Origin of the sequence: Haladaptatus sp., assembly GCF_049589095.1 — an archaeon.
Lineage (GTDB): Archaea > Halobacteriota > Halobacteria > Halobacteriales > Haladaptataceae > Haladaptatus.
Window position 1 is genome coordinate 1 of the sequence record NZ_JBAWAC010000609.1, and the last position, 12,725, is coordinate 12,725.

Consider the following 12,725-nt stretch of genomic DNA (forward strand, 5'->3'; position numbering starts at 1 on the left):
GTTCGAGACGACGGACCCGCTCGAAATCATCCCCGAAGTCATCGAGCGCGGGGAGATCCAGATTACGGCCGAACAGCGAAAGGAGATGCAGGAACAGAAGCACAAGCAATTGGTCACCCAAATCGCGCGCAACGCGGTCAACCCGCAGATGGACAACGCACCGCACCCGCCGGACCGTATCGAGAGCGCGCTGGAGCAGGCCGGATTCTCGGTGGACCCGATGGAGCCCGCTGACCAGCAAGTGGACGACGCACTCGACGCGCTGCGCCCGGTCATCCCGATCAGGTTCGACGAGGTGACCATCGCGGTGCAGGTACCCGCCAACTACGCCGGGAGCGCACAGGCCCGAATTCGACAGTTCGGAGAACTGGAGCGTGAGGAGTGGCAGAACGACGGCTCGTGGGTCGGCGTGATGACCTTCCCCGCGGGCATGCAGAACGAGTTTTACGACCTCGTGAACGAGAACACGAGCGGCGAGGCGGAGACGCGAATCATCAAGGACGAGGACGACCTCCAGACGCGATAATCGACCGAACGACTCGTTCTGACACGGTACCCTCGGAAGATAGACCCTTCTCGCGGCAGACAAACCCTTCTGTGCGGCCGTCGTGTGTGGGTGACGATGGAGTTCTCCGAAGAGCGTTCGCGCGTCGGGTGGTGGGCGCTCGCCATCGCGCTGGCGGCCGCGCTCGTCTTCGTCGCCTACGCGTTCGTCGGCACGCTCGTCCTCGGGTTGTTCATCTACTACGGATCACGCCCGATCTATCGACGGGTGACGAGACACGTCGAATCGAGGACGCTCGCGGCCGCGGGGACCATCTTTTTGCTCTCGCTTCCGGCGCTAGCGCTCGTCGGCTACACCGTCGCCGTCGGCGTGCGCGAACTCAGCGCGTACACCGGGGCCGCCATCGGGACGTATTACTCCCACCTGTTCCCCGGGGCGACGTCCGTCCCCGACCTCCTCGCCCATCCACAACGACTGCTCACGTCCGATTTCCGGAACCTGTGGCGCGATTTCACGACGGCCATCGAATCGCTCGGCATCGTTTCCCGTGGCCTGCTCACGCTGTTTCTCTCCGTCTCCTTCGCCTTCTTCGCGCTCCGGGACGGGAACCGACTGGCGGATTGGTTCCGTGGCGAGATGGGCGAGGACAGTGCCGTCGTGGCATACGTCTCGGCGGTCGATAGCGACCTCGCAATCGTGTACTTTGGGAACGTCCTCACCGTCCTCCTCGTCGGCGTCGCGGCGACGCTTCTGTACAACTGGTTCGCCGCGATTTCCCCCGACGGGATCGCATTTCCCCTACCGACCGTCTTCGCCCTGTTGACCGGCCTCGCCACGTTCGTTCCCATCGTCGTCGGGAAACTGGTGTACGTCCCGCTCACGCTGTACTTCGGGTGGGAGGCATTCGAAGTCGATTCCAAACTGCTCTGGTTTCCGCTCGTGTTCTTCCTGGTTTCGCTGGTGCTGCTCGACCTTCTCCCACAGACGGTCATCCGACCGTACATCTCCGGTCGGACGACGCACACGGGACTCGTGATGTTCGCCTACATTCTGGGCGGCGTTCTGTTCGGCTGGTACGGCATCTTTCTGGGGCCGCTGGTGCTGGTACTCGTCGTGCAGTTCGCCGACATCGTTTTCGGTGATCTGGTCCACGGACGACGCGTGACGCCAACCTCGTCGCTCTCCATCGGGTCGAATCCCCCGGACGAATCGCGATCGAAGAAAGAAAAGTGAGGATGTCCGAACGAAATTCGTCTATGCCTGGAGTCGGATTTCGTCGTCGGTGACCGACGAAACCATCTCATCCTGGAGCGGATAGGTGTCCTCGTCCCGGTCGCCCCATCCGAGTTTCGACTTCACCTTGTCGGTGATGCCGGGGTCGGGGTCCACGTGGGCGGTACCGTGCTGTACGTCGGAGACGATACCGACTTGGTCGCCGGAGTTGTCCACGACTTTCTTCCCCTCGTCGTCGTCGGTGATTTGCGTTGTCATCGCATTCGTAACTCGTCCGTTCGCCGGGAACCGTCGCTGGTTGCGAGTTCAAGGGACTTATCCGCGTCCACGATTTCGAGACGTGTCACCCGTCGTCGGGAAGTAACGGATGGTCGTCCGGCGCACGTGCGAGTTCCCGTTGGACGGCATCCCATTCCTCGAAATAGCCGTAGTCGGTCATCGTGGACATGCCCGCGAGGGCCGCCCGAAGGCTCAGGCCGACGAGCGGGATGTCCGCCACCGTGATGACCACGTCGGCTTGTAGGATGACGCCGTCCCGCAGGATCACGTCGAGCAAGTCCACGACGGCGTGGTCGTCCTTCGTCGGTTTCATGCGTCCAACTCCGGTGCGAACGAGTACGGCGGCCACGGCCCGGTAAACCGGATCTCGATACCCGGATCCGCCGCCACGTCGTCCAATAACTCGCCGATTTCCTCCTCACGGTCCTCGTGAGCCAAGAACGCAACCTGCACGACTTCGTCCGAGGAATCCGACCCGAGAACCCCGCTGCTCGAATCCAACACCTCGAATTCGCGCACGAGGGGGTCGAGTCCGTCGCGGAGCCGCGCGGTCAGATCCTTCTGCCGCGCCCGTCGGAGGTCACGGAGTCGATTGTCGTACTGCTTTTCGAGCAAAAACGCGGTCCCCTCGTTCGCCTCATCGACCTTCCCACGCAGTTCGGCCAGCTTTTCGTCGTCGGCTTCGAGTTCGTCCTGCACGCGGTCCTCGTCCCACGCGACGCCGACGCGGTACTCCCAGTGTCCCGCGAAGTCGTCGAGATGGGTTTCGAGGGTTTCGGACTGGTCAGCCAGCCACTCCATCACCGCGTCGTCATCGCCCTTGAGAATCGTATCGAAGCGGAACGGAAGCGGGGTTCCGAACCGTTCCCCGGCGGCGTCCACCACGGACTGATGGGTGAGCAACCACTCCCGAACCCGCCCGAGGTCGTCCGAATCGAACGGCGAGTCACAGGACTGGACGACCGCACCCAGCCCATCGTGAACGAGCACCGAGACGGAACCGCCGTCGATACCTGCCTCCGAAAAATCGGTCGTGTCTTCGTCCGCTCCCGTATCCACGACGCAGTAGAGGTATCGTCCCTCCTCGAACTCGGAATCAGCCACCGTACTCCTCCATGCCGGGTTCGCGGTCCGCGAGGTCTATCAGCGCGTCCGAAATCAGGTCGTCCAGATCGTCGCGGAGGGTATCAACGCCCTCCTCGGTCCCCTCGGACTCCTTCAGTCGCTCCAACTCGTCCTCGATGGCCGCCAACTGCGTCCCGAGCCGCTCGATCTCCTCGGGCGTGAGGTCGTCGTACTCCATCCGTCGAACCGCCTCGCGCTCCATCGCCTCGACGAGCAGTTCGACCACCGTGATGACGAGCGCGACGAGTCCTTTTCCGGCGTCGTCGCCATCCACTTCAATCGCCGTCATGCTCCGCCTCCGCTTCGGCTTTCGCCTCCGCTTTTTCTTCCTCCCCGTCCGCTTCGCTGTCCTCGTCACTGGCCTCAGTTTCGTCGTCCTCGTCACTGGCCTCAGTTTCGTCGTCCCCTTCCTCGTCGGGGGAGACGCCGACCGTCACGGTTTCGGATTCGGGCAGTTCCTCGACGCCTGCGGCCTCCTCGACGCGCTTCATATCGGTCCCTTCCGGAAATTCGAGGCCGTACTGTGCCGCCGTCTCGAACGACGCGATGGCGGCCCGGAGTTTCACGCCGAGCAGTTCCGTCTCGCCGACCGTGACCACGATATCGGCGTTGATGACGACGCCCTTGTCGAGCAGCAGTTCCAGCATCTCGGCGAGGTCGGACTGGCTCCGGGTGGGTCCGGTCTCACCCATCCTCTTCCTCCTCGAATCGACGGCCGTAGATTCGCTTGTTTTTCGACCCGGACGAGTGCCAACCGCTCTTCGGAACCGTCGAATAGCGTGCGACGCTGGCTTCGGTGGTGCCGGATGCAGCCATCGTGGAGTACGCCGACGGGTTGCCGGACGACGGCTGTCCGGTGGTCCCTCTCGACTCGTTTTCCTCCTTGGCCTCCTTCAGGTCGTTCCGGGTGTCGATGAGGCCGTCGCGGAACTCGTCCACGCTCTCCTGGAGCTGTGACTGGAGTTTCGACTCGTACAGTTCGGACTGCATCTCGTTTTCGAGGCCCTCGTCCATTTCGATCGTATCGTCGTCGTCCGACTCGTCGTCTCCGACGCCGATTTCTTCGAGGGCGTCGGTGAACTCGTCGCTCTCCTCCCACAGGCTTCGAACGTCCGTGGACGACCACAGCTCCCGGAACTTGATGGCGCTGATGAGGCTCCGAACGTCGATGACCTCCCCAGCGTCACCTTCGTCGATGGCGTCGTCCGTGTCCTCCAACTCGATCACGTCCGGGAGTTCGGACAGTTCGAGTACGTCCGGAAGGTCGGTCAGGTCGAGTTCGTCCAGCACGTCCTCACCCTCGTCCAACACGTTCCAGAGGTTCTCCGCTTCCGCCGCAACTGAGTCGAACGAGTCCGCCGACCCGAGCGCCGAGACGAGTCCGTCGAGCCCCGACTGTACCTCGTCGAGGAACGGTTCGATTTCGTCGTTAGCCATCGGGTAACTCCCGTCCGATCCGCAGTTCGAGGATGTAGTTTTTGTACGATGCGTTCCTGATCGCCGCATCGTCCCATTCGATGCCGAATCGCTTGATCGGCCGCTCGTCGTCCCGGATCTCGATCACGTTCGTCTCGCCGTCGAACGTGACCCCGAGGTCGTCCTTCGGAACGCCGGGGACGTCCATGGTGACGACGAGTTCGCCGTCCTCCTCCCGCGTGTTCGTTAGATACCGTTGCTGCGGTTGTGTCCGGGGCTGACTCCGCTGCTTCCGGGGCTGACCCGATGTGACGGAGTCGAGCGAAATCCCGTAGTTGATTCGCCCCCCCGAGCTACCGTGTTCGCCAGCGTACGTTCGTTTCTCGTCGTCCGAGAGTTCGTTCGCCAATCTGACCAACCGTTCGATGATTCCCATTATCGTTTCACCTCGACTTTCCCGTTTCGCAGCCGTTCGTGGGCCGTTTCCGCAGCGTCGAGTCGCGCTTCGAGGTCGGCTTTTCGTTGCGCGTACTCCTCGTCGGACAACTCGCCCAGATCGTACAGCATGTGCGTCTCCTTGAGTTCGTCCTGTATGCCCGCGATGTCGTACATCTCGTCGACCGCCAGCGAGTGGAGAACGTCCACCATCGACACCAGCGGCCTGAACAACAGGTCGTCGACGACGATCATCGCTGTGCTCCGATGTGGATGTCCACGAAGTTGTACGGTGCCCACGGACCCGTGTACTGGACGGTCAACTCGTCGTACTCCTCGCGTAGCTCGCCGACCGCATCGTCGAACGCCTCGCGGTCGTCCGTCGCCACGAGATACGAGCGGTTGAGGGCGAGCCGATCGCTGAACAGGTCGTCCTCGGTCTCGCTTTCGGCGATGTCGGACAGTCGTTCGCCGACGTCCTCCCGGATCGCCTCTCGGTCCACCTCGTCGTCCTCCCCGACCACGATTTTGACGCCGAGTTCGACGTGCCCATCGACCTCGTTGAGCGCCTTCGTGAACGCTCTCCGTGCACCACGGAGGACGGACTTCAGCGTGCGGTTATCCTTGAACGCCATGCCGAACTGCATCGGCACGACGGCGTCCACGTCGTCACGTTCGAGGACCTCGCGGAGTACCTCGTCGTGGCGTTTGCTATCCTCGTCGGTTCGTTCGGGTTCGGTCGTGTCGATGTCCGAGACGACGGCCGAGAGCGTCCGGTACGTTACCGTGTACACTCGGTCACCACCGGCGACAGCGTCAGTGTCGAACTCGAAATCGTTCTTCTCGACGACCCCGTAGACGTATCGGTTCGAACTCATCGTTTCATGGAGACGGTGCTCCTACGACTGGAAACCGACGAGACGTGCCTTAATAAGTCGTGTGGCGGAGAGTGCAAGCACGCACCGCATTGTGACGTCTCACCCATTTTCACCCGCTCGCCGACCGCTGGAGGTAACGAACGTCGATGCCTCACTGGGCGGCCTTCCGACGGTCGAGTTCCTCCATCAGGTCGTTCGCCAACACCTGAAGGTCGTCATTCGAGAGTTGGTCGAGTTCGACCGTCGGCTCACCTTCTTCATCGGTATCATCGTCGGCTTCACTTTCGTCGTCGGAGTCGTCCGTCACCTCCTGCTCGCCCGATTCGTCTTTCGACTGGCTCTCCTTCGATTCGTCTTCCTCGGATCTATCGGCTTCGGCCTCATCGTCGGCCGTCTCCGCCGGTTGCTCGTCTTCCGTGGACTCGCTTTCACCGTCCGCACTCCCCATGCCGATGCTGCTCGCGGTGGCGAGTATCTCTTGAGCTTCCTCCTTGCTCACCTCCAGAACCTCCTGGACTCGCTGGAGGACGAGTTGTTCCCGTGTGGGTTCCTCTTCCGATTCCTCCTCGGACGCCTCCGTGGCTTCCAGTCGATGTTCGAGGCGGTCGCCGAGCGACGCCCCGACTCTCCGCCCGACGAGCATCCCCAGCCCACAGCCGACGACCCGTCCGAGGTCCCGACCGATAGCTTGGCCGTCCTCGCCCTCCATCTCGGTGAGCGCGTTCACGACTCGTTCCGCGTTCAGTTCCTTCCCCATGTCCCCTTCGACTAGCTTTCGTACCGTGTTTTCTTCAGTCATGATGTCCCCCATTCGGCGTCGGCGTTAGCGTTCCTCGGCTTCGAAGATTTCCGTCTGCGTGCCGGTATCACCGCGACGATACCGTCCCGCCCGCCCGTACCCTTGGACGGTGCCGCTCGGTCCGAGACTGATGACGTACCGTCCGAGAACGTCCTGCGTGTCCGGAATCGAGTTTCGTTCGACCACCTCCGCGACGACTCGCCAGCCGTCGTCGTCCTGTTCCCCTACTTCGATAATACCGTCGAGCGGCGACCCGATGAGGTCGCTCGCGATGGCACGACCCACGTCCCGCGCTTCGTAAAGGCCGATTTCGTCGTCGCTTTCGACGATCTCATCGATCTCGTCAGGGTCGTTCGCTTCGGTGCGCTCCGACGGACCGTCCCGGTCCTCGACGGCTTCGGACAGTTGGTCGAGCACGTCGTCGAACTCGCCACTTTCGGAGTCACTCGTTTGTTCGGTCATCGTTCCCTCCCCAAACGTGTCGTCATCGAGTTGCATAACTCATGCGCCTACGACGAGTGCATACGGCTTCGTAACCGGATTCGGTAGCCGAAACGAACCTCCTTAAAAGTAACTTGCAGGCTCGGCCCGAATCCTGAAATAGCGTTCGCCTTGAGTTTTCACCGTAGGGATTCGGTTCCCGTGATCAACTATGGTAGAAGCAAATCCGAACTCTTCGAGTCTCGCGGACGTTCTCGACCGCATTCTCGACAAAGGCGTCGTTATCGACGTGTGGGCGCGTATCTCCGTGGTCGGTATCGAAGTACTGACCGTCGAGGCGCGTGTCGTCGTCGCATCGGTCGACACGTTCCTCCACTACGCAAAGGAGATGGCGAAGTTAGAACGAGCATCCTCGGAGGACGAGGTGGACTTCGAACAGGTCGAAGTCGCGTCCCCCGAGGCCAGTTCGTCGTAAGCACAGTGTGACGAACGATGTCCGAAGCAGACCAGTGCCGGGCGCTCACCGAGGACGGCGAGCGGTGCACCCGTCCGGCACAGAACGACGGTTTTTGTTATCAACACGATTCGGACGACGAGACGATAGACGGCCAAAACGAGGAAGAAGCCGGGTCCGAAAACGGAGACGAGGACGAAGACGTGAGCGATAATTCCCCGGACGAGGAGGAAGCGGAGGATAGCTCGGAGAGCGACGAATCGGACGAAAGCGGGGACGGCGAGTTCGACGTGATGGCCGTCCGGAAGACGGTGGAGGACGTCGCCAACGATTTGGTCGGGCATCCGCTCGACGGCATCATCGAGATAACCGAGGACGACGACGGCTGGCAAGTCGTCGTCGAAATGGTAGAACGGAGCGCGGTTCCGGACACCCAGGACATCCTCGGACAGTACGCGATCGCGCTGTCGGAGTCGGGAGACGTAACCGGCTATCGATTGCGGGAACGATACAGGCGCGGCGACAGTCAGGAGTGGTAGGGATTACCCTTTGCGGAACCCGACCATGAACCCGCCGACGAACCCGGCGCTAACCGAGAGCGTCGAGAGGAGGGTCGTTACCCACGAGGGAGGCTGACTACTTCCGGCGGCCTGACCGGTTTTCACTACTCCTGTGGAGAGTTTGTTCCAGTCGACCGAGAGTATACCGCGCGATTCGAGGAATTTGAACAGGGCGAGTTCGAGGCCGATGATGACCGCGATGAGCTTCGCGACTTTCTTCGCGGCGAACCCGATGACGCCGCCGATGACGGCACCACTTCCCAGTTGGAGTCCGAGTTGTTGAGGGTCTATCCCGACTTGCATCGTCCCACTCAGAACACTGATAGGTTAAGTTTCTTGTGATTTTGGTCGATGTTGAATGTTCTTTACCGATGCAAAATCGATACCGTACGCGAGTTTCAATTCGCCGCGGCAACAGGAATACATATATTTTGATCTATGACTTACGCTCAAACGGACGAACCATCGGGTTCCACTTTCGGCAGTCGAGATGGTGATGTCAACGCAACCCCGCAACCCTCTCCCGATGGTTTTAAACAGATGAACAACCCGGTATAACATATCAATGGCTTTCGAGGACCTACTGAGCGACCCGGTGATTCAGAAATATCTTCACGAACTGGTCGGCCCGAAAGGAATGCCCGTCGCGGCCGCGCCGCCGGACGGTGAGGTGACCGACGAGGAACTCGCGGAGGAACTCGACCTCGAACTCAACGACGTTCGACGCGCGCTGTTCATCCTCTACGAGAACGACTTGGCGACCTACCGACGCCTCCGCGACGAGGATTCGGGATGGCTCACCTACCTCTGGACGTTCGAGTACGACAAGATTCCGGAGAACCTCGAAGATGAGATGTACCGCCTGCTCGACGCGCTGAAACAGCGCCAGGAGTACGAGCGCACCCACGAGTTCTATCTCTGTGAAATCTGCTCGCTTCGCTTCGAATTCGGCGAGGCGATGGACTTCGGTTTCGAATGTCCGGAATGTGGGTCGCCGCTCGAATCCATGGAGAACTCGATGCTCGTCGACTCGATGGAGGAGCGAATCCACAACCTCGAAGACGAACTCAACGTCGAAACACTCGGTGCATAATGGTCGTTCTCGCAACAAAAGTGTACGTTACCGGCGACGCAAAGCATCGCGCGCTGGACGGTCTCGAATCGCTGGTCGGAAACGCGCTCGGCGACCTCGACGTGAAGTTCGACATCGGTGTCAGGCACGACGATTTCGTCTCGGTTACCGTGGAGGGCGAGGACGAAGTCGTCGCCCGGAACATCCTCGGCGAGGAGTGGGGCGAAATCACGCCCAACCTGCGCGACGGCGAAACGTACGTCGGCACGCTCGAATCGTGGGACGACGACGGCTTCGTCCTCGACGCCGGACAGGACGTTCGGATCCCGGCATCCGAGCTCGGACTCGGCCCGGGCAAACCCGAGCAAGTGATCGAACGGTTCGGCCTCGTCCAGCACATGCCGATGGGCTTCGTCTACGCGGAGGACGGCACATCGCGCCTCTCCGACGCCGAACGTGACCGCCTGTTCGAATGGTCGCGTGGCACCGGACGGGTGAACGTCAACAGCGCGACACGCGGTGAAGTTCGAGCGACGGTCAACCGTGCGGGCCACGCCCACGACATCGTCACCGTCGAACGGCTCGGCGTGTTGGAACAGAGCATTATCTGTACGGAAAACACCGACCCGCCGGGACTGCTCGCCAGCATCGGCGGCTACATCCCGGCCGAAATCCGCTGTGTAATTCCATGAAAAAACGGTTCGTCCTCGCGTTCGCCCTGCTCGCCCTCCTCGCGGCCAGCGCCGGGTGTTCCTCCGTGTTCGGCCCGGGGGACATCAGCCAGCAGCAACTCAGCAAGAACGCGACGTACGACTGGAAAACATCCGAGAACGTGACCTACAACGTCACGAGCGGCCAGTATCAAGCGGTCTACAACCTCGACAAGAAGGACACACTCGAAATTCACCAGGAGGAATCCTTCGGCGAGGAGGCCCCCGTCGAAATTTCGGGCGTACAGTTCCAGTATCCGAACGGGACCGTCGTCGGTGCCGATCAGATTTCGGTGCACAAGACGAAATCCTCGACCATCATCCGACCGCCCAAGGGCCCCGGAAAACTCGCGTACACGGTATCGAGACAGGGGAAGACGTTCTACGTCCCGACCTACCTCGAAGACCGAACGTACGAAGTGACCATCCCGCGCGGCATGCGCGTCGATACGTTCCTGCTGAGCGACGTGCGCCCCGGTAGCTACGAGACGAGCATGCAGGACGGACGCGAGCATATCGTCTGGTCCCAACCCGTGAAATCCGACAGCATCTCGGTGCGGTACTACCTGGTCCGGGACAAGTGGATATTCGCCGGAATCGTCGCGCTGGCGTTGCTCATCGGGTTCGGCGGTCTGGTCTACTACCGCTACCAGATTCGGCAACTCGAACGAGAACGCGAGGAGATGGGCCTCAACATGGACATCTCCGACGACGATATGGGTGACGGGCCGCCGCCCGGAATGTAAGAGCACTTTTCTTCACCGCCGCCTACGATTCGGGTATGCGAGTTGCGTTGGTAACCGTCGGAGATGAAATCCTCTCCGGAGACACTGTCAACACGAACGCCGCGTGGATCGGTGAGCAACTGACCAAGCGCGGCGTGACCGTCGAACGGGTGTTCGTCATCCCCGACCGCGTGGCCGATATCGCCCGCGTCGTGAACGAGGCCCGCGCCGAGTACGACGCCGTGATCGTCACCGGCGGTCTGGGGCCGACCCACGACGACCTGACGATGGAGGGCATCGCGGCGGCCGTCGGCGTCCCCGTCGAGGAACACGAGGAGGCCGTCCAGTGGATCGAGGAGCACTCGGATTACTCACACGCCGACCTGACGACCGGAACGGCCCACCTTCCCAAGGGGGCGCGCATGCTCCCGAACGAGGTCGGCGTCGCTCCCGGCGCGAAGATAGAGGACATCTACGTCCTGCCCGGCGTGCCGGACGAGATGCACGCCATGTTCGACCGGATCGCCGACGAGTTCGACGGCGACCCCTATTTCACCGGCACCGTCGCGGCGGGCGAACCCGAAAGCGCGCTCATCGACCGATTCGAGGAACTCCGCGAGCGGTTCGACGTGAAAGTCGGGAGCTATCCGGGCGACTACGTGCGCGTCAAAATCGAGGGGACGGACGAAGCGACCGTCCAAAACGCAGTCGAGTGGTTACGCGAGCGAGTCCAAGCGCCGGACGAGACGGACGCCTAACGGTAGAAGTAGGCGATCCACGCAATCGTGATTGCCAGTCCGACGACGAGAACGACGATGCCTGCCGAGTTTGCGGGAACCGCTTCGAGTGGAATCATACCCGCCGGTTGTCGTCCCTGTCTCTTAAGATTTGAGAATTACCCCTCGCGCCCACGGCGAGTTGTTTCCGTTCGGACTTTCTCGGTGAGCGAGAGTTTTTGATCGGCGTTCGACCACGGCCATCCGCTTGCGTCGATGTCGTGGTTCCGGTTATCGGGATCTCGTGATCGCTGCTGCCTCTCATTCGCTATTCTACGGACAAGGATACTTCCTCGTTAGCGAAGTAACCCGAGACGAAAAATCGAAAACAAAAACCGCAACCTCGAAAACTCCCGGTTTACAGGAAGTCTTCGATGTTGTCCGCAACCTCTTCCGGCGTGTCGCCGACAGGAACGCCTGCGTCGTTGAGCGCATCGATCTTGGATTCCGCCGTACCAGTGCCGCTACCCGACACAATCGCACCGGCGTGGCCCATGCGCTTTCCTGGCGGTGCCGTGCGGCCTGCGATGAAGCCAGCGACCGGCGTGTCCATGTTCTCCGCGATGAACGCGGCGGCCTCTTCCTCGTCCTCGCCGCCGATTTCACCGCACATGACGACGGCGTCCGTGTCGTCGTCGTCCTCGAACAGCGAGAGGGCGTCGATGAAGTCCGTGCCGATGATCGGGTCGCCGCCGATGCCGATGGCGGTGGTCTGCCCGATGCCGCGCTGGGTGAGGCTGTCCACGACTTGGTAGGTCAGCGTCCCCGAGCGCGAGACGAGACCGACGTTACCCGACTCGAAGATGTTGCCGGGGAGGATACCGAGTTTCGATTCGCCCGGCGTGATGATACCGGGGCAGTTCGGACCGAGCAGTCGCGTGTCGGTCTCCGAGAGGCGCTTGTACACCTTCGACATGTCCTGTGTCGGGACGCCTTCCGTGATGGCGACCGCGAGGTCGAGGTCCGTGTCGAGCGCCTCGAAGATGGCGTCGGCCGCGAACGCCGGTGGGACGAAGATAACCGAGGCGTCGGCGTCCTCTTCCTCGACCGCTTCGTTCACGGTGTCGTAAACGGGCACGCCGTGTGCTTCCTGCCCGCCCTTGCCGGGGACCGCACCGGCCACGACGTTCGTTCCGTACTCCATCATCTGTTCGGCGTGGAAACTACCCTCGCCGCCGGTGATACCTTGGACGACCACTCGGGTGTCGTCGTCTACGAGAATGCTCATTGTTTGTCCTCCGCGTTTTCGACAGCACGCTGAACCGCGTCTTCGAGCGTCGCTTCGACCTGAACGAGGTCGGTGTTCAGGATTTCCAT

21 protein-coding genes are annotated in these 12,725 nt (G+C 61.5%); 8 read left to right on the forward strand and 13 right to left on the reverse strand.

The features are described 5' to 3' along the window. Together WBV42_RS19075 and WBV42_RS19080 are read left to right on the forward strand one after the other, a co-directional pair. Nucleotides 1–526, forward strand: a 526-nt coding sequence (locus WBV42_RS19075) for a ribosome assembly factor SBDS (protein ID WP_423987438.1), incomplete at its 5' end; no start/stop codon positions are given. A gap of 96 nt (nt 527–622) precedes the next feature. Beyond that, nucleotides 623–1,738 carry an AI-2E family transporter gene (locus WBV42_RS19080; RefSeq protein WP_423987439.1) on the forward strand — a complete coding sequence of 372 codons (1,116 nt, stop codon included), beginning with the start codon at nt 623–625 and terminating at the stop codon, nt 1,736–1,738. A 21-nt stretch (nt 1,739–1,759) separates the two neighbouring features. Here WBV42_RS19080 and WBV42_RS19085 read toward each other — a convergent pair whose 3' ends face one another. The 11 genes from WBV42_RS19085 to gvpO (WBV42_RS19135) form a co-directional block, all read right to left on the reverse strand. Then, on the reverse strand, nt 1,760–1,996 hold the full coding sequence (locus WBV42_RS19085) for a PRC-barrel domain containing protein (protein WP_253226122.1): 237 nt from the start codon (nt 1,994–1,996) through the stop codon (nt 1,760–1,762). Nucleotides 1,997–2,081: 85 nt separating this feature from the next. Then, nucleotides 2,082–2,330 carry a gas vesicle protein GvpM gene (gene gvpM / locus WBV42_RS19090; RefSeq protein WP_066146128.1) on the reverse strand — a complete coding sequence of 83 codons (249 nt, stop codon included), beginning with the start codon at nt 2,328–2,330 and terminating at the stop codon, nt 2,082–2,084. Next, nucleotides 2,327–3,121 carry a gas vesicle protein GvpL gene (gene gvpL / locus WBV42_RS19095; protein ID WP_423987440.1) on the reverse strand — a complete coding sequence of 265 codons (795 nt, stop codon included), beginning with the start codon at nt 3,119–3,121 and terminating at the stop codon, nt 2,327–2,329. The genes gvpM and gvpL overlap by 4 nt, the downstream gene beginning before the upstream one ends. After that, nucleotides 3,114–3,431 carry a gas vesicle protein K gene (locus tag WBV42_RS19100; RefSeq protein ID WP_423987441.1) on the reverse strand — a complete coding sequence of 106 codons (318 nt, stop codon included), beginning with the start codon at nt 3,429–3,431 and terminating at the stop codon, nt 3,114–3,116. The genes gvpL and WBV42_RS19100 overlap by 8 nt, the downstream gene beginning before the upstream one ends. Continuing rightward, on the reverse strand, nt 3,418–3,834 hold the full coding sequence (gene gvpJ / locus WBV42_RS19105) for a gas vesicle protein GvpJ (protein WP_423987442.1): 417 nt from the start codon (nt 3,832–3,834) through the stop codon (nt 3,418–3,420). Before gvpJ ends, WBV42_RS19100 begins: the two co-directional genes overlap by 14 nt. Further along, nucleotides 3,827–4,579 (reverse strand): hypothetical protein, encoded by a 753-nt coding sequence (locus WBV42_RS19110; protein WP_423987443.1) that lies wholly within the window; start codon nt 4,577–4,579, stop codon nt 3,827–3,829. Before WBV42_RS19110 ends, gvpJ begins: the two co-directional genes overlap by 8 nt. After that, nucleotides 4,572–4,994: a gas vesicle protein GvpH gene (gvpH, locus tag WBV42_RS19115; RefSeq protein ID WP_423987444.1), complete on the reverse strand. Its 423-nt coding sequence runs from the start codon at nt 4,992–4,994 to the stop codon at nt 4,572–4,574. Before gvpH ends, WBV42_RS19110 begins: the two co-directional genes overlap by 8 nt. Then, nucleotides 4,994–5,248, reverse strand: a complete 255-nt coding sequence (gene gvpG, locus WBV42_RS19120; RefSeq protein ID WP_066146109.1) for a gas vesicle protein GvpG — start codon at nt 5,246–5,248, stop codon at nt 4,994–4,996. The genes gvpH and gvpG overlap by 1 nt, the downstream gene beginning before the upstream one ends. Continuing rightward, on the reverse strand, nt 5,245–5,871 hold the full coding sequence (locus WBV42_RS19125) for a GvpL/GvpF family gas vesicle protein (RefSeq protein ID WP_423987445.1): 627 nt from the start codon (nt 5,869–5,871) through the stop codon (nt 5,245–5,247). The genes gvpG and WBV42_RS19125 overlap by 4 nt, the downstream gene beginning before the upstream one ends. 151 nt (nt 5,872–6,022) lie before the next feature. After that, nucleotides 6,023–6,670 carry a hypothetical protein gene (locus WBV42_RS19130; protein WP_423987446.1) on the reverse strand — a complete coding sequence of 216 codons (648 nt, stop codon included), beginning with the start codon at nt 6,668–6,670 and terminating at the stop codon, nt 6,023–6,025. 24 nt (nt 6,671–6,694) lie between these two features. Then, complete coding sequence (gene gvpO, locus WBV42_RS19135) at nt 6,695–7,168, reverse strand: gas vesicle protein GvpO (RefSeq protein WP_423987447.1); 474 nt, start codon at nt 7,166–7,168, stop codon at nt 6,695–6,697. 154 nt (nt 7,169–7,322) lie between these two features. Between gvpO (WBV42_RS19135) and gvpA the strand changes: the two genes are divergently transcribed. Both gvpA and gvpO (WBV42_RS19145) read left to right on the forward strand, forming a co-directional pair. After that, on the forward strand, nt 7,323–7,586 hold the full coding sequence (gene gvpA / locus WBV42_RS19140; protein ID WP_066146101.1) for a gas vesicle protein GvpA: 264 nt from the start codon (nt 7,323–7,325) through the stop codon (nt 7,584–7,586). Nucleotides 7,587–7,603: 17 nt separating this feature from the next. Then, nucleotides 7,604–8,104, forward strand: a complete 501-nt coding sequence (gene gvpO, locus WBV42_RS19145; protein ID WP_423987448.1) for a gas vesicle protein GvpO, halophile-type — start codon at nt 7,604–7,606, stop codon at nt 8,102–8,104. Between the two features lie 3 nt (nt 8,105–8,107). Here the strand turns inward: gvpO (WBV42_RS19145) and WBV42_RS19150 are convergent, their stop codons facing one another. Continuing rightward, the gene (locus WBV42_RS19150; protein WP_423987449.1) at nt 8,108–8,428 is read right to left on the reverse strand and encodes an FUN14 domain-containing protein; all 321 of its coding nucleotides are present in this window, start codon (nt 8,426–8,428) and stop codon (nt 8,108–8,110) included. Nucleotides 8,429–8,690: 262 nt separating this feature from the next. Here WBV42_RS19150 and tfe point away from each other — a divergent pair, with 262 nt between their 5' ends. From tfe to WBV42_RS19170, 4 genes are read left to right on the forward strand one after another with little or no spacing between them, the layout of a single operon-like run. Next, nucleotides 8,691–9,218, forward strand: a complete 528-nt coding sequence (gene tfe / locus WBV42_RS19155) for a transcription factor E (RefSeq protein ID WP_423987450.1) — start codon at nt 8,691–8,693, stop codon at nt 9,216–9,218. Then, complete coding sequence (locus WBV42_RS19160) at nt 9,218–9,889, forward strand: DUF2110 family protein (protein WP_423987451.1); 672 nt, start codon at nt 9,218–9,220, stop codon at nt 9,887–9,889. Before tfe ends, WBV42_RS19160 begins: the two co-directional genes overlap by 1 nt. Beyond that, on the forward strand, nt 9,886–10,653 hold the full coding sequence (locus tag WBV42_RS19165; RefSeq protein WP_423987452.1) for a DUF5803 family protein: 768 nt from the start codon (nt 9,886–9,888) through the stop codon (nt 10,651–10,653). The genes WBV42_RS19160 and WBV42_RS19165 overlap by 4 nt, the downstream gene beginning before the upstream one ends. 35 nt (nt 10,654–10,688) lie before the next feature. Further along, nucleotides 10,689–11,390, forward strand: a complete 702-nt coding sequence (locus tag WBV42_RS19170; protein WP_423987453.1) for a competence/damage-inducible protein A — start codon at nt 10,689–10,691, stop codon at nt 11,388–11,390. 376 nt (nt 11,391–11,766) lie between these two features. Here WBV42_RS19170 and sucD read toward each other — a convergent pair whose 3' ends face one another. Beyond that, nucleotides 11,767–12,636, reverse strand: a complete 870-nt coding sequence (gene sucD / locus WBV42_RS19175) for a succinate--CoA ligase subunit alpha (RefSeq protein WP_423987454.1) — start codon at nt 12,634–12,636, stop codon at nt 11,767–11,769. Between the last annotated feature and the right edge of the window lie 89 nt (nt 12,637–12,725).

What these genes read in the sequence shown, in the direction of transcription:
- gvpA (WP_066146101.1), top strand. Translation starts at nt 7,323, where the DNA reads ATGGTAGAAGCAAATCCGAACTCTTCGAGTCTCGCGGACGTTCTCGAC.
- WBV42_RS19080 (WP_423987439.1), top strand. Translation starts at nt 623, where the DNA reads ATGGAGTTCTCCGAAGAGCGTTCGCGCGTCGGGTGGTGGGCGCTCGCC.
- WBV42_RS19130 (WP_423987446.1), bottom strand. Translation starts at nt 6,670, where the DNA reads ATGACTGAAGAAAACACGGTACGAAAGCTAGTCGAAGGGGACATGGGG.
- gvpM (WP_066146128.1), bottom strand. Translation starts at nt 2,330, where the DNA reads ATGAAACCGACGAAGGACGACCACGCCGTCGTGGACTTGCTCGACGTG.
- WBV42_RS19150 (WP_423987449.1), bottom strand. Translation starts at nt 8,428, where the DNA reads ATGCAAGTCGGGATAGACCCTCAACAACTCGGACTCCAACTGGGAAGT.
- gvpH (WP_423987444.1), bottom strand. Translation starts at nt 4,994, where the DNA reads ATGGGAATCATCGAACGGTTGGTCAGATTGGCGAACGAACTCTCGGAC.
- gvpJ (WP_423987442.1), bottom strand. Translation starts at nt 3,834, where the DNA reads ATGGGTGAGACCGGACCCACCCGGAGCCAGTCCGACCTCGCCGAGATG.
- WBV42_RS19100 (WP_423987441.1), bottom strand. Translation starts at nt 3,431, where the DNA reads ATGACGGCGATTGAAGTGGATGGCGACGACGCCGGAAAAGGACTCGTC.
- sucD (WP_423987454.1), bottom strand. Translation starts at nt 12,636, where the DNA reads ATGAGCATTCTCGTAGACGACGACACCCGAGTGGTCGTCCAAGGTATC.
- WBV42_RS19110 (WP_423987443.1), bottom strand. Translation starts at nt 4,579, where the DNA reads ATGGCTAACGACGAAATCGAACCGTTCCTCGACGAGGTACAGTCGGGG.
- tfe (WP_423987450.1), top strand. Translation starts at nt 8,691, where the DNA reads ATGGCTTTCGAGGACCTACTGAGCGACCCGGTGATTCAGAAATATCTT.
- WBV42_RS19085 (WP_253226122.1), bottom strand. Translation starts at nt 1,996, where the DNA reads ATGACAACGCAAATCACCGACGACGACGAGGGGAAGAAAGTCGTGGAC.
- gvpO (WP_423987448.1), top strand. Translation starts at nt 7,604, where the DNA reads ATGTCCGAAGCAGACCAGTGCCGGGCGCTCACCGAGGACGGCGAGCGG.
- WBV42_RS19125 (WP_423987445.1), bottom strand. Translation starts at nt 5,871, where the DNA reads ATGAGTTCGAACCGATACGTCTACGGGGTCGTCGAGAAGAACGATTTC.
- WBV42_RS19160 (WP_423987451.1), top strand. Translation starts at nt 9,218, where the DNA reads ATGGTCGTTCTCGCAACAAAAGTGTACGTTACCGGCGACGCAAAGCAT.
- WBV42_RS19165 (WP_423987452.1), top strand. Translation starts at nt 9,886, where the DNA reads ATGAAAAAACGGTTCGTCCTCGCGTTCGCCCTGCTCGCCCTCCTCGCG.
- gvpG (WP_066146109.1), bottom strand. Translation starts at nt 5,248, where the DNA reads ATGATCGTCGTCGACGACCTGTTGTTCAGGCCGCTGGTGTCGATGGTG.
- WBV42_RS19170 (WP_423987453.1), top strand. Translation starts at nt 10,689, where the DNA reads ATGCGAGTTGCGTTGGTAACCGTCGGAGATGAAATCCTCTCCGGAGAC.
- gvpO (WP_423987447.1), bottom strand. Translation starts at nt 7,168, where the DNA reads ATGCAACTCGATGACGACACGTTTGGGGAGGGAACGATGACCGAACAA.